At 62.7% G+C, this 13,116-nt stretch carries 12 protein-coding genes; 11 read left to right on the top strand and 1 reads right to left on the bottom strand.

What is annotated here, in order from left to right; all coding sequences use genetic code 11:
• Window positions 1-42 precede the first annotated feature (42 nt).
• Complete coding sequence (locus J2045_RS03070; protein ID WP_307369294.1) at window positions 43-1,314, bottom strand: DUF3422 family protein; 1,272 nt, start codon at window positions 1,312-1,314, stop codon at window positions 43-45.
• A 166-nt stretch (window positions 1,315-1,480) separates the two neighbouring features.
• Here J2045_RS03070 and J2045_RS03075 point away from each other — a divergent pair, with 166 nt between their 5' ends.
• The 11 genes from J2045_RS03075 (at window position 1,481) to J2045_RS03125 (ending at window position 13,070) form a co-directional block, all read left to right on the top strand.
• Window positions 1,481-2,317: a FadR/GntR family transcriptional regulator gene (locus J2045_RS03075; RefSeq protein WP_307369295.1), complete on the top strand. Its 837-nt coding sequence runs from the start codon at window positions 1,481-1,483 to the stop codon at window positions 2,315-2,317.
• On the top strand, window positions 2,314-3,087 hold the full coding sequence (locus J2045_RS03080; RefSeq protein WP_307369297.1) for a (Fe-S)-binding protein: 774 nt from the start codon (window positions 2,314-2,316) through the stop codon (window positions 3,085-3,087). Before J2045_RS03075 ends, J2045_RS03080 begins: the two co-directional genes overlap by 4 nt.
• A 24-nt stretch (window positions 3,088-3,111) precedes the next feature.
• A complete protein-coding gene (locus tag J2045_RS03085) occupies window positions 3,112-4,536 on the top strand; it encodes a LutB/LldF family L-lactate oxidation iron-sulfur protein (RefSeq protein ID WP_307369299.1) in 1,425 nt (474 codons plus the stop codon).
• Window positions 4,537-4,539: 3 nt separating this feature from the next.
• Window positions 4,540-5,223: a LutC/YkgG family protein gene (locus J2045_RS03090; RefSeq protein WP_307369301.1), complete on the top strand. Its 684-nt coding sequence runs from the start codon at window positions 4,540-4,542 to the stop codon at window positions 5,221-5,223.
• Window positions 5,224-5,331: 108 nt separating this feature from the next.
• Window positions 5,332-6,669, top strand: a complete 1,338-nt coding sequence (locus tag J2045_RS03095) for a glycosyltransferase family 4 protein (RefSeq protein ID WP_307369304.1) — start codon at window positions 5,332-5,334, stop codon at window positions 6,667-6,669.
• Window positions 6,651-7,415 (top strand): HAD-IIB family hydrolase, encoded by a 765-nt coding sequence (locus tag J2045_RS03100; protein ID WP_307369306.1) that lies wholly within the window; start codon window positions 6,651-6,653, stop codon window positions 7,413-7,415. Before J2045_RS03095 ends, J2045_RS03100 begins: the two co-directional genes overlap by 19 nt.
• Before the next feature lie 184 nt (window positions 7,416-7,599).
• On the top strand, window positions 7,600-8,112 hold the full coding sequence (locus tag J2045_RS03105) for an NUDIX hydrolase (protein WP_307369308.1): 513 nt from the start codon (window positions 7,600-7,602) through the stop codon (window positions 8,110-8,112).
• 167 nt (window positions 8,113-8,279) lie between these two features.
• On the top strand, window positions 8,280-9,785 hold the full coding sequence (locus J2045_RS03110; RefSeq protein WP_307369310.1) for an inorganic phosphate transporter: 1,506 nt from the start codon (window positions 8,280-8,282) through the stop codon (window positions 9,783-9,785).
• Between the two features lie 19 nt (window positions 9,786-9,804).
• Complete coding sequence (locus J2045_RS03115; RefSeq protein WP_307369312.1) at window positions 9,805-10,542, top strand: 16S rRNA (uracil(1498)-N(3))-methyltransferase; 738 nt, start codon at window positions 9,805-9,807, stop codon at window positions 10,540-10,542.
• A 142-nt stretch (window positions 10,543-10,684) separates the two neighbouring features.
• On the top strand, window positions 10,685-12,058 hold the full coding sequence (locus tag J2045_RS03120) for a glutamate--cysteine ligase (protein ID WP_307369314.1): 1,374 nt from the start codon (window positions 10,685-10,687) through the stop codon (window positions 12,056-12,058).
• A 112-nt stretch (window positions 12,059-12,170) separates the two neighbouring features.
• Complete coding sequence (locus J2045_RS03125; protein WP_307369316.1) at window positions 12,171-13,070, top strand: DUF937 domain-containing protein; 900 nt, start codon at window positions 12,171-12,173, stop codon at window positions 13,068-13,070.
• Window positions 13,071-13,116 lie beyond the last annotated feature (46 nt).

The following is a 13,116-nucleotide window of genomic DNA, read 5'->3' on the forward strand; positions in this document are numbered from 1 at the left end:
GCGATCTTATATCGATCGGCAGGGCGCGTCAGCAAGAGCTGATCATCCGTCCCGCTCGTGGCTCTTGCGGATGCGTCGCACGACCCACCAGACGCCGAGCACGGCAAGCGGGACCGACAGGCCCGTGATGATGGCCGGGTCGAAGGGCAGAGCCTCGTGCGGGATGGCTTTGACAGCATAGCCGACGAGACCGACGACATAATAGGAGATCGCCGCCACCGAGAGGCCTTCGACCGTCTGCTGCAGGCGCAGCTGCATTTCGGCGCGGCTGTTCATGGCGGTCAGAAGGTCGGAGTTCTGGCGTTCCAGCTCGACATCGATCCAGGACCGGACAAGGGCCGTGGCGCGCGACAACTTTCGCGACAGGTTCGCCTGGCGCTCTTCGATCGACTGACAGGTGCGCATGGCGGGCGCGAGGCGCCGTTCGAGGAAGGCGCCGAGCGTTTCGTGGCCGGGCACCTGGGTCTCATCAAGGGTCTTGACGCGTTCACGCACGATGCCGTCATAGGCGCGGCTTGCGCCGAAACGGTAGAGGCTCAGGGCCGCGTTGGCTTCAAGTTCGGCGGCAAGGCGCGTGAGCTCGGAGAGCATCTCGTCGGATTCGTCGCGCGCATGCGCCTTCATCCGCTGGGTCACGGCCGTCAGCCCGTCCTCGATCCGACGGATCTCGGGTGACAGCGTCTGGGCGAGCGGCAGGCCGAGCATGGCCATGGTGCGATAGGTCTCGATGTCGAGCAGGCGCTGGACGACGGCGCCTCGACCGGCCTCGGTCATGCCTCTGTCAATGACGAGGATCTGGGTCAGGCCGTGACCATCCTGGCGGAAATCGGTAAGCACCGCTGCCTGGCCATTCTTAAGCTCACTGTAACACAGGCTCGCCGGGTCGAAGGCGGCGCGCGCCTCGGCGATTTCAGGACCATCGGGGCGCAGTTCCAGACGAATGCCAGAGATCAGCGGGCCAGGCGCGATGAAACCGTCGCCGAAGGGATGGATCGGCACATCTCCGCCGAAGCTTTCGGGCAAAGGCCCGTCCCAGAACCAGGTCGAAAACTCGGTGTGACGCTCCCAGCGAAGCGTGCCCTGCCCCCAGGGAAGCGCGTGGTAGCGGCCCTGCTTCTCCGGTGGGGCAACGCCGCGCGCACGCGACAGTTCGGAAATGGCCGCATGATGGACCGCCGAGCCGCCATCCATCATGAAGGCAAGCTGGAAAATGACGCGGCCGGATTTCACCAGCGCATAGGGACGCGCATGGATTTCGCCGAGTGCCAGCGCCCGTTCCGGCGCCATTGGAAATGCAAAATCACCCTTTGCCACGCCGACAGTCTCCCTTGCCCTGCTCTCAAGCTACCAGCGGCATGGGTGAACCGCAAAGGCGCATTCGTCACAGCATGGCGGGACCGTGTGTCGCAGCGCGAGCAAGTGGACAAATTATTTGACCAATTCTCGACGGTCTTGTTAAGTGAGTGGGATGGAGGCCCCTATGCCCGATGACGACGACAAACTGTTTTCCGGTGTGAGCCACAGCCGAACTGCCGACGAGGTGGTGCAGCAGATCGAGCTTCTGATCCTCGACGGCGTGCTGCGCGACGGAGATCGGCTACCCGGCGAACGGGAGCTTTCGCAATCGCTGGAGGTCTCCCGCCCGATCCTGCGCGATGCGCTCAAGGAGCTGGAAAGCCGGGGATTACTGATCAGCCATCACGGCGGCGGCACCTTTGTTGCCGACATCATCGGCCAGGTCTTTTCCAAGCCGATCACCGACCTCATCTCGCGACATGCGCGGGCGACGCGCGACTATCTCGAATATCGCCGTGAACTGGAAGGGCTAACCGCAGAGCTTGCGGCACAACGGGCAACCGAGACGGACAAGGCGCTGCTCTCGCGGATCATCGAGGATATGCGGCGGGCGCATGGGAGCCAAGAGCCGGAAGACGAGCTGGCGGCTGACGTCGAATTTCACAACGCTGTCGGCGAAGCGGCCCACAACATCATCCTCCTGCACACGATGCGAGCCTGCTACCGGCTTTTGTCGGAAGGCATCTTCTTCAATCGCAAGGCCGTGTTCTCGCTGCCCAACGCGCGGGAGCGGCTGCTGGAACAGCATGTGGCGATCCATGAGGCGATCCAGGCCGGCGACCCGGCGGGCGCCAAGGCGGCCGCGCAGGCGCATATCGACTTTGTCATGCGGGCTGCGGACGAAAGCGCGCGGGCGGACGAATGGGGACGGGTCGCGAAACTCAGGCTGATCCGACGCGATGGCGGACAGACATCATCGCGACAGGCGCGCGGCAGCATCAAGACGGAGACCTCCCGATGAACGACGTGACCCTGCGGCCAAAGGTCGGCCTGTTTGCCACCTGTCTGGTTGATCTCTTCCGGCCCAGTGTCGGCTTCTCCGCCGCCAAGCTGATCGAGGAGACCGGTTGCGACGTGCATGTGCCAATCGCCCAGACCTGCTGCGGCCAGCCGGCCTATAATTCCGGCGACACGAAGGATACGCGCGATCTGGCAAAACAGGTGATCGAGCAGTTCGAAGGCTTCGACTATGTCGTCGTGCCCTCGGGTTCCTGCGGCGCCATGCTGAAGATGCACTATCCCGAACTGTTCAAGGGCGACGTCCTCTGGGAAGAGCGCTGTCGGCGCTTCTCGGACAAGGTGTTCGAGCTCGTTTCCTTCCTGACCGATATACGTGGCATGACGCAAGTACAGGCGCGTCTCGACAGAACCGTGACCTATCACGACAGCTGTTCGGGCTTGCGCGAGCTCGGCATCTCGAAACAGCCGCGCGCGCTGCTGTCGAGCGTCGAGGGGCTGGACCTCAAGGAAATGGCCGGGCCGGATGTCTGCTGCGGTTTCGGCGGAACCTTCTGCGTCAAATATCCCGATATCTCCGGCAAGATCGTCTCGAAGAAGACGGCGATGATTGCCGAGACCGGCGCCGAACTGCTGCTCGCGGGTGACATGGGCTGCCTGATGAACATGGCGGGCAAGCTCAAGCGCGAGGGCTCATCCATCGAGGTGCGGCATGTCGCGGAGGTGCTGGCCGGCATGACCGACGGGCGGCCGATTGCCGGCAGCAGCAAGTAACGGACACGAAGGGAGGAGGAAGGCATGCAATTCACCGCCCCGCAGTTCAAGGACAATGCCGCCAGAGCGCTGGCCGACGGACAGTTGCAGAAGGCGCTGACCAATGTCGAGAAGGGTTTCATCGCCAAACGCGCAGCCGCGGTGGCCGCCCTTCCCGAATTCGACGCCCTGCGCGACAAGGGCCGCGAGATCAAGAACCATACGCTCGCGCATCTCGACCTCTATCTCGAAGCCTATGAGCGCAAGGTGACGGCATCAGGTGGCCATGTGCATTGGGCGGAAAGTGCCGAGGATGCGCGCCGGCTGGTGCTCGACATCTGCCGGCGGGTCGGGGCAAAGACCGTGACCAAGGGCAAGTCGATGATCACCGAGGAGATCAACCTCAACGACTTCCTCTCCGGTCATGCGATCGAACCGATCGAGACCGATCTCGGCGAATATATCATCCAGCTTCGCGGCGAGCATCCGAGCCATATCATCGCGCCGGCGGTGCATCTCAACAAGGAACAGGTGGAAGAGGATTTCCGCCGGGTGCATACGCATCTCGACCCGAAGCGCGATCTGACCGCACCGGAAACGCTGCTGTCGGAAGCCCGCCAGGTGCTGCGCAAGCGTTACTTCCAGGCCGATGTCGGGATCACCGGCGCCAACTTCCTGATCGCCGAAACCGGCACTTCCGTCATCGTCACCAATGAGGGCAATGGCGATCTCACCCAATCGCTGCCGAAGGTGCATATCGTCGTCGCCTCGATCGAAAAGCTGGTGCCGACGCTGGAAGACTGTTCGCAGATCCTGCGGCTCCTCGCCCGCTCCGCGACGGGGCAGGACATCTCGGTCTACACGACCTTTTCCACCGGGCCCCGGCGGGCCGAAGATCCTGATGGGCCGGAGGAGTATCACGTCATCCTGCTCGACAATGGCCGCACCGCCATGCTCGGCAGCGAGTTCCAGGACATGCTCCGCTGCATCCGCTGCGGTGCCTGCATGAACCACTGTCCCGTCTATCACGCGGTCGGCGGCCACGCCTATGGCTCGGTCTATCCGGGGCCGATGGGCGCGGTACTCACACCCTCCCTCTTCGGCGTCGACATTTCAGGGCATCTGCCGAATGCCTCGACCTTTTGCGGGCGCTGCGAAAGCGTCTGTCCGATGCATATTCCGCTGCCGAAGATGATGCGGCACTGGCGCGAGCGCGAGTTCGAGAAACATCTGAACCCGGCCACGGCGCGCTACGGCCTTGGGGTCTGGGCCTTCTTCGCCAAGCGGCCGAAGCTCTACCGGCTAGCGACCTCAATCGGTGCCCGCATGCTGTACGTTCTCGGCGGCAGACGCGGGCGGATCACCGCCCTCCCCTTCGCCTCGGGCTGGACCAGCGTCCGCGATCTGCCGGCACCGGAGGGACAGACCTTTGCCCAGCAATGGGCCGCACGTCAGAAGCAGGGAGCCTGAACCATGGACAGCCGCCAGGCCATTCTTTCCCGCATCCGCACCTCGCTGAAGGTGAGCGCAGGCGACACTGATCGTGCCGCATCCGTCTCGACACGACTTGCCGAGCGTCCGCGCGGGACTATCCCGAAGCGCGGCCAGCTGCCGGCCGAGGAGCGGCTCGCGCTCTTCATCGCCATGGCCAAGAAATACAATGCGACCACGGAGCGCCTCGCATCGCGCCAGACCCTGCCGCAGGCGGTCGCCGAGTATCTGAAGCAGCGCAATCTGCCGGCGGCGATCCGGATCGGCGCTGATCTGCGTCTGTCGTCGCTATCCTGGCAGAGCGCCGGAGCGCTTGAGATCCTGAATGGCGCCTCGGATGGCAACGACCTTGTCGCCGTCAGCCATGCATTTGGCGGCATTGCCGAGACGGGGACGCTGTGTGTGTTCTCCGGCCCCGACAATCCGGTGACGCTGAATTTCCTGCCCGACCACCATATCGTCGTCGTCGCGGCGTCTGACATTGTCGGCGACATGGAGAGCCTCTGGGCCAATCTGCGTACCGCCGAGGGGGACGCGATGCCGCGCACGGTCAATATGATCACCGGGCCATCACGCTCGGCCGACATCGAGCAGACCCTGCTGCTCGGGGCGCATGGACCGCGTGCCCTGCACATCGTCATTGTCGGAGATGCCCGCGCAAACTGATTGCGCGGCGCACTCCAAACGGCGGCCTAGACCCGAGAATTGGAACAATCGTATCGCGGAGGCGTTCCTTACGCTCTTCTTGCGAACAAATCTTCCAGAGTGGGGATTATGGCTTTACCAACGGATCCGCCGGAAACGCCGCGTATCGCGCTCGTTTCCACGCATGGCTATGTGGCCGCCCAGCCGCCTCTCGGGGCTGCCGATACAGGCGGTCAGGTGGTCTATGTTCTCGAGCTTGCGAAGAAGCTCGCGCAGCTCGGACACAAGGTCGACATCTTTACGCGCCGCTTCGAGGAGCAGCCGGAGATCGACGAGGTGGACGAGAATGTGCGGGTTGTGCGCATTGCCTGCGGCGGCCGCGACTTCATCGCCAAGGAGTATCTCCACCGCCATCTGACCGAGTGGAACGAGAAGGCGCTGCGCTGGATCAAGCGCGAGGGTCTCTCCTATCTCTTCATCAACAGCCATTACTGGGACGCAGGCGTTGCCGGGCAGCGCCTGTCGGAAGCGCTTCGCGTGCCGCATATCCACACGCCGCATTCGCTCGGTATCTGGAAGAAGCGGCAGATGGAGACGGACTATCCCGAACGTGCCGACCGGTTCGAGCAGGAGTTCAACTTCAAGGAACGCATCCAGCACGAGCTGATCGTCTATCGCAGCTGCCAGCTGGTCGTGGCGACAACGCCGATCCAGCTCGACATGCTGACGGAAGATTATGGGCTGCCGCGCAATCATGTGCACATGATACCGCCGGGCTATGACGACAACCGCTTCTATCCGGTCTCGGAATCGTCGCGTCAGATGGTGCGGCAGCGCTTCGGCTTCGAGGGCAAGACGGTCCTCGCACTGGGACGGCTCGCGACCAACAAGGGCTATGACCTTCTGATAGACGGCTTTTCCGTGCTGGCTGAACGCGTGCCTGACGCCCGGCTGAGACTGGCGCTCGGCGGCGAGAACATGGATGCGCAGGAAGAGACGATCCTTGCCCAGCTCAAGCAGCAGGTTGCCGATCTCGGTTTGACGGAGAAGGTCGAATTCTCCGGCTTCATTCCGGACGACGACCTACCCGACATGTATCGCGCGGCCGATCTCTTCGTGTTGTCGAGCCGCTACGAACCCTTCGGCATGACGGCAATCGAGGCGATGGCGAGCGGCACGCCGACAATCGTCACCATCCATGGCGGGTTGTTCCGGGCGGTCAGCTACGGCCGTCACGCACTGTTTGCCGACCCGTTCGACAGATATGATCTCGGCATCACCATGATGAAGCCGTTCAAGCATCCGCGTCTTTACGGGCGGCTGTCGCGCATGGGTGCCCACAAGGCGCGTAGCCTGTTTACCTGGACCGGGATCGCACAACAGCTGGTGGCTCTTGTCGAAGGCCGTCCGGTGGCGCAAGCTCTGGAGGAAAGCGACTGGGCAGAGCCATGGAACGACGGGGACTGAAACGGGTACGCCTCTTTTCATCCGATCTCGACGGGACGCTCGCGGGCGACCGGGAGGCATCGAGGGAGTTTGCGCGGCTCTGGCAGGCGCTGCCGGACAGCGGGCGACCGCTGCTGGTCTACAATAGTGGCCGTCTGATCAATGACATTGTGGAGTTCACATCCGAGGAAGGCTTGCCGAAGGCTGACGTCCTGATCGGCGGTGTCGGCACTATGGTGCATTCGCACACCCATCCGCATCTCTCCGACCAGTACAGGCGCCTGATAGGTGACGGCTTCGACGTCGATCTGATCGAGGCCGAACTGGTGATGATGGAGCAGCTGAGGCGACAGCCAGCGCAGTACCAGCATGACTACAAGTCGAGCTGGTATCTGCATGACGCGACGCCGGAGGAAATTCGGGAACTGGAACGACTGCTCGAAGGTTCGGGTCACCGGACGCGAGTGGTTTATTCAAGCGATCGTGATCTCGACGTACTGCCCGAGATCGCCGACAAGGGTCAGGCGCTGGCCTGGCTCTGCCGGGAGCTGAAGATCGGACTGGACGAGGTGGTCGTGGCCGGCGACACGGGCAACGACCGGGCGATGTTCGAACTTCAAGGCGTGCGCGGGATCTTGCCCGGCAATGCGTTGCCCGAGCTCACCAGCCTCGCGCAGGCAAAGAGCGGCATGATATCCGCTCAAGGCATGGCCGCCTGCGGCGTGATCGACGGGCTCCGGGAATTTGGTGTGTTTGCGGCATCCTGACCCTTCACAATGTCGGGAAAAGGCGAAGTCCGGGCAGCGGATGTCGCATTGAAATGAACTCGGCCCGCTCACACCTGATAGGCAGCAATAACCATCGTGTGAAAAGCGCCCAGATTCGGCGCGGGCCTTCGTGCCTTGCGCGTATTTTGGCGTATGCTTAACAACGAATCGAGGTGCAAGTTCATTGGGTATCATCGGCCGCATCACATCCAACCTCAAACTCATGCTGCAGCGTCCGCCGCGGCAGCAATTCGCCGCGATCTGTTATCGACGCAAGAAGAAGACAGGCGAACTGGAGGTTCTCGTGATCACCAGCCGGGATACGGGCCGCTGGGTTATTCCCAAGGGCTGGCACATGCCGGGCAAGCAGCCGCACGCGATTGCCGAGCAGGAAGCCTATGAAGAGGCCGGCATCAAGGGCAAGGCCGGCCGCGCCCCTTTCGGCTACTACAGCTACATGAAGCGCATGCGGGGCGGGCATCAGGTGCTGACCCGCGTGCAGGTGCATGCGCTCGAGGTGAAGACCCTGCTCAAGGAATTTCCGGAAAAGGGAACCCGCAGGCTCGAATGGGTGAGCTGCGAGGAAGCTGCGATACGGGTCGACGAACCCGAACTCAAGGCGCTGTTTCTCGCCTTCAGCGGACAGGCTGGCCCGCAATCCGATACATCCGGCAAGATCACAGCCAACGTCGCTTGAATTTTATTGTCACGATACTGTCATATTGAACCTGGCCGTCTTTGCCATTAGGCCTTGATGCCGAAGCGAAGCGCGGCCTGATTTGGCATCGTCTTCGCTTCACATCATTCTGACATCATGACACCTATGAGGAACCGGAAGGGAACCTCTTCCGGAAGGCATTCGCCATGGGCAAGACGACGCCAAAGCTCGTAAAGCCGACCCTCGACAAGGATCTGGAGAAGATCGCCCATGTCGAAGAAGCCTCGCAGCATGTCTCGCGAGGGCTCGCTCCTTATGGCCTCGCCCTGATCTTCCTCATTCTGGCCGCCATCGTTGCCGCCGGTGCCGCGATGGACCGGCCTGGCACGACCATCGTCATGGCCGCCGCCGCCCTTGCCGCCTACATGGCGATGAACATCGGCGCCAACGACGTGACCAACAATGTCGGCCCCGCCGTCGGTGCCCGTGTCATCAGCATGGGGGCCGCGCTTGCCATGGCCGTCGCGTTCGAGATCGCTGGCGCGATGATCGCAGGCGATCAGGTGGTCGCGACGATTTCGCAAGGGATCATCGATCCATCCGTGACACCGACGGCCGGCGCCTATGTCTGGGCGATGATGGCGGCGCTGCTGTCTGCCGGGCTCTGGGTCAATTTTGCAACCTGGGTCAACGCGCCCGTTTCGACGACCCATTCGATCGTCGGCGGCGTGCTCGGTGCGGGCGTTGCCGCAGCAGGGATAGGCGCCCTCAACTGGGGTATCGTCGCCGGCATTACCGCCAGCTGGGTCGTCTCACCGCTTCTCGGCGGTGCGATCGCGGCCCTGGTTCTCGCCTTCATCAAGGAATTCATCGTCTACCGCGAGAACAAGATCGCCGCCGCTCAGCGCTGGGTTCCCGTTCTCATTGCGCTGATGACGACCACCTTCGTCACCTATCTGAGCGTCGAAGGCCTCAACCAGCTGACGCCGATCAGCCTGCCGACCGCGTTCCTGATCGGCATCGCTTGCGGTCTCATCGCCTGGCTCATCGTCAGGCCACTGATCCGCAGGCAGGCCGCAGGGCTCGAAAACCGTAACCAGTCGCTGCGCAAACTCTTCCGTCTTCCGCTGATCTTCGCGGCGGCCCTGCTCTCGTTCGCCCATGGCGCAAACGACGTGGCAAACGCCATCGGTCCGCTGACGGGTATCGTTGAGGCGACGCGGGCCGGCGGCACGGCGGAAGGCGGACAGCCGCAGCTTTGGGTCGTCCTGATTGGCGCGCTGGGCATCTCGCTCGGTATTCTGCTGTTCGGGCCGCGCCTCATCCGCATCGTCGGCGAGGAGATCACCAAGCTCAATCCGATGCGGGCCTATTGCGTCTCGCTGTCGACAGCAACGACTGTCATCCTCGCCTCCGCGCTCGGCCTTCCCGTCAGTTCGACCCATATCGCGGTCGGAGCCGTCTTCGGCGTCGGCTTTTTCCGCGAATGGTATACGCGCAACTCGAAACGCCGCGTCGAATACATGCGGGCCAAGGCGGAGCGCTGGGAGGTGGAACCGAAGCCCGAGCGCAATTCGGCAGAGGTGCGTCGGCGTTATCTGGTGCGCCGCTCACATTTCATGACGATCGTTGCGGCCTGGGTGATCACCGTTCCCGCCTCGGCCGGGCTTGCAGCCGCGCTCTATTGGGTTATGTCTCACCTCGTTCTTTGATCCCGGAGACGAGACTTCCATGCGTGCCAACTACCGGATGCAGCGGCTTTACGTGACCGCCGACCTTGCCCATAGCCAAGCCTTCGAGGCGACGGCAGTGCAATTCAACTACCTCGCCAACGTGCTGCGCTTCGAGGAAGGGGCAGAGCTGCTCGTCTTCAACGGGCGGGATGGCGAGTGGAAGGCGAGCGTCCAGTTTCCGACGCGCAAGAAGATCCTGTTCACCCCCGTCGAAGAGACGCGACCGCAGCCTGCGGATTGCGACCTGCATTTCCTGTTTGCTCCGCTCAAGGTCGGCCGCATGGACTATCTCGTCCAGAAGGCCGTGGAGATGGGCGCAGGCGTGCTGCAGCCCGTGATGACCCAGCATGTGCAGGGCAAGATCGGCAGCATCGACCGGCTGCAGGCCAATGCCGTCGAGGCTGCAGAGCAATGCGGAATCCTCGCCATTCCGAGAGTTGTCGAGCCGGTCAAGCTCAAAGACCTGCTCGAGCGCTGGCCGAACGACCGACGGATTGTCTATTGCGACGAGGACAGCGCGACGCAGAATCCGCTCCCGGCCCTGTCGCGGATCGCAGAAAAGTCGCTCGCCCTGCTTGTCGGGCCGGAGGGCGGTTTCTCGGAGGAGGAGCGTCTGTTGCTGCGCTCCCTGCCCTTTGTTACCGCCATTCCGCTCGGACCACGGATCCTGCGCGCAGACACCGCTGCCGTCGCGGCCCTGGCTGTCGTGCAAGCCGCCATCGGCGACTGGCGCTAGCCCTCTTTCCGTTTCTGTTCGTTCCAGATTTTTGAGCCGTGCATGAGAGATTTTCACTTGCACGGCACATAAATCCGGTTCAATCAGCCTCAGTAATGGGCCCGCTCGTGGCCCGCCGGCGACGCCCAGCAAGGTAGCTTTCATGGCCCGTGATACCACCGACCAGACCCCTCTCGGCACTCTCGACGACATGGCAGCCTATATGGCTGCAGGGTCGAAGCCGATCGAGCAGTGCCGGATCGGCACCGAGCATGAGAAATTCGCCTTTTTCCGCGCCGATAACAGTCCTGTCCCCTATTTCGGCGATGCGAGCATTTCGGCCCTGCTGAAGGGCATGCAGGAGAAGCTTGGCTGGGAGCCGATCCTGGACGGCGAGAACATCATCGGGCTTGGCGAACAGCATGGCATGGGTGCGATCTCGATCGAGCCGGGCGGCCAGTTCGAACTGTCGGGCGCGCCGCTGGAAACCCTGCACCAGACCTGCAAGGAATCGAACCAGCATCTGGCCGTGCTGCGCGAAGTCGCCGAGCCCATGGGCATCCGGTTCCTCGGCATCGGCGGCAGTCCGAAATGGACGCTGGCAGAGACGCCGCGCATGCCGAAGTCGCGCTACGACATCATGACCCGCTACATGCCGAAAGTCGGCAGCCAGGGTCTCGACATGATGTATCGGACCTGTACCATTCAGGTGAACCTCGACTTCTCGTCTGAAGCCGACATGCGCCAGAAGATGCGGGTTTCGATGAAGCTGCAGTCGCTCGCGACCGCGCTCTTTGCCTCTTCCCCATTCACCGAAGGCAAGCCCAACGGGCTTCTCTCCTGGCGTGGCGACATCTGGCGCGACACCGACAACCGCCGCGCCGGCGTGCTGCCCTTCACCTTCTCCAAGGACTTCTCCTTCGGTGACTACGTCGCCTGGGCGATCGATGCTCCGATGTATTTCATCGTGCGCGACGGACGCTATCACGACTGTACCCACATCACCTTCCGGCAGTTCATGGATGGCGCGCTGAAGGGCGAGATCGCCGAGTGGGAACCGCAGCAGGGCGACTGGACGAACCATCTCTCGACGCTTTTCCCGGATGTGCGGCTGAAGCGCTTCCTGGAAATGCGCGGTGCAGATGGCGGCCCGTGGCGGCGCATCTGTGCGCTGCCGGCATTCTGGGTAGGCCTGCTTTACGACGAAACGGCGCTTTCCGCCGCAGACGAGCTGACCGCGAACTGGACTGTCGAGGACGTGGTTGCCATGCGCGATGCCGTTCCGGCTCAAGGGCTCAAGGCGTCCGTTGCCGGTCGCCCGCTGATGGAGGTCGCCCGCGAGGTCGTCGAGCTTTCCCGCGCAGGGCTGAAGGCCCGTGCCCGCCTCAACGGTGATGGCCAGGACGAGAGCGTGTTCCTGAATACGCTGGACGAAGTGCTCGCCAAGCGTACGACTCTCGCCGACGACATGCTGGCGCTCTATCACGGGCGGTGGAACGGATCTGTCGAGCCGATCTTCGAGGAATATCAGTACTAAGTTTGAGGTTGTGGGGCGCGTCGCGTTTCAGCAAGACGGCAAAAACCGGTTTGCCTGAGAGCCTTTCCGGATATAGTGCGGAATCATCTGCACGCATCCGGGGAGATTCCACATGCTGCCACTGTTCGACATGATGCTGCAGGCGCAGAATGGCATGGCGATGGACGCCATGGCGAAACAGTACGGGCTTGCGCAGGAACAGGCAGCCAAGGCGGTTGCGGCGCTGATGCCGGCATTTGCGTCCGGCTTCAAGCGCAACACAACCAATCCCTACGACTTCTCCACCCTTCTCCAGGCGATGACCTCCGGGAACTACGCCAAATATTTCGAAGACATGAACTCGGCCTTCACTCCGCAGGGGATCGCCGACGGCAACCAGATCCTGCAGCAATTGTTCGGATCCAAGGAAGTCTCGCGGGCAATCGCGGCCCAGGCAGCGCAGCTGACGGGCATCGGTCAGGACATCCTGAAGCAGATGATGCCTGTGATGGCCGACACGCTGATGGGCGGGCTCTTCAAGCAGACGACAGGCCAGTTCCCGGGTGCCAACGCCTTTACCGCAACGCCGATGGGCGCGATGATGCAGCAGTGGCTGGAGAGCACCGGCCTGCAGCCCAAGCCGCAGCCGCAGGCAGCGACGATGTTCGACAATCCGTTCATGCGCGCCTTCCAGGACATGATGGGCGGCCAGAAGAAGGCACCGCAGGCGCCGGCCAATCCCTTCCTCGACAATCCCTTCACCAAGGCTTTCCAGGACATGGCTGCCGCCTATACCGCGCAGATGACGGGACAGCCCGCCGAAGCGCCGAAGCCCGCGCCGGAGCCGGCCAAGGCACCGGAAAAGGAAGCGCAGGAGAGCTTCGCCGCGATGATGAACACCATGTTCGACAGCGGGCTTGAGGTGCAGAAGAGCTACCAGAAGAGCATGGAGCAGATCTTCGACACCTATCTCTCAGCATCCCGCAAGGACGCTTCGACGCCAGCTGCTCCCGCCCCTGAAGACAAGGGCTGAAACAGCCTCAGTTCCAGCGGAAATGAAAAACGGCGCGGTTTCCCGC

It is taken from the genome of Peteryoungia aggregata LMG 23059 (genome assembly GCF_030814435.1).
Classification (GTDB): domain Bacteria; phylum Pseudomonadota; class Alphaproteobacteria; order Rhizobiales; family Rhizobiaceae; genus Allorhizobium; species Allorhizobium aggregatum.

Bases quoted from the DNA above. Each gene is read 5' to 3' on its own strand.
- J2045_RS03115 (WP_307369312.1), top strand. From the start codon at position 9,805: ATGCGTGCCAACTACCGGATGCAGCGGCTTTACGTGACCGCCGACCTT.
- J2045_RS03120 (WP_307369314.1), top strand. From the start codon at position 10,685: ATGGCCCGTGATACCACCGACCAGACCCCTCTCGGCACTCTCGACGAC.
- J2045_RS03080 (WP_307369297.1), top strand. From the start codon at position 2,314: ATGAACGACGTGACCCTGCGGCCAAAGGTCGGCCTGTTTGCCACCTGT.
- J2045_RS03110 (WP_307369310.1), top strand. From the start codon at position 8,280: ATGGGCAAGACGACGCCAAAGCTCGTAAAGCCGACCCTCGACAAGGAT.
- J2045_RS03090 (WP_307369301.1), top strand. From the start codon at position 4,540: ATGGACAGCCGCCAGGCCATTCTTTCCCGCATCCGCACCTCGCTGAAG.
- J2045_RS03075 (WP_307369295.1), top strand. From the start codon at position 1,481: ATGCCCGATGACGACGACAAACTGTTTTCCGGTGTGAGCCACAGCCGA.
- J2045_RS03085 (WP_307369299.1), top strand. From the start codon at position 3,112: ATGCAATTCACCGCCCCGCAGTTCAAGGACAATGCCGCCAGAGCGCTG.
- J2045_RS03095 (WP_307369304.1), top strand. From the start codon at position 5,332: ATGGCTTTACCAACGGATCCGCCGGAAACGCCGCGTATCGCGCTCGTT.
- J2045_RS03125 (WP_307369316.1), top strand. From the start codon at position 12,171: ATGCTGCCACTGTTCGACATGATGCTGCAGGCGCAGAATGGCATGGCG.
- J2045_RS03100 (WP_307369306.1), top strand. From the start codon at position 6,651: ATGGAACGACGGGGACTGAAACGGGTACGCCTCTTTTCATCCGATCTC.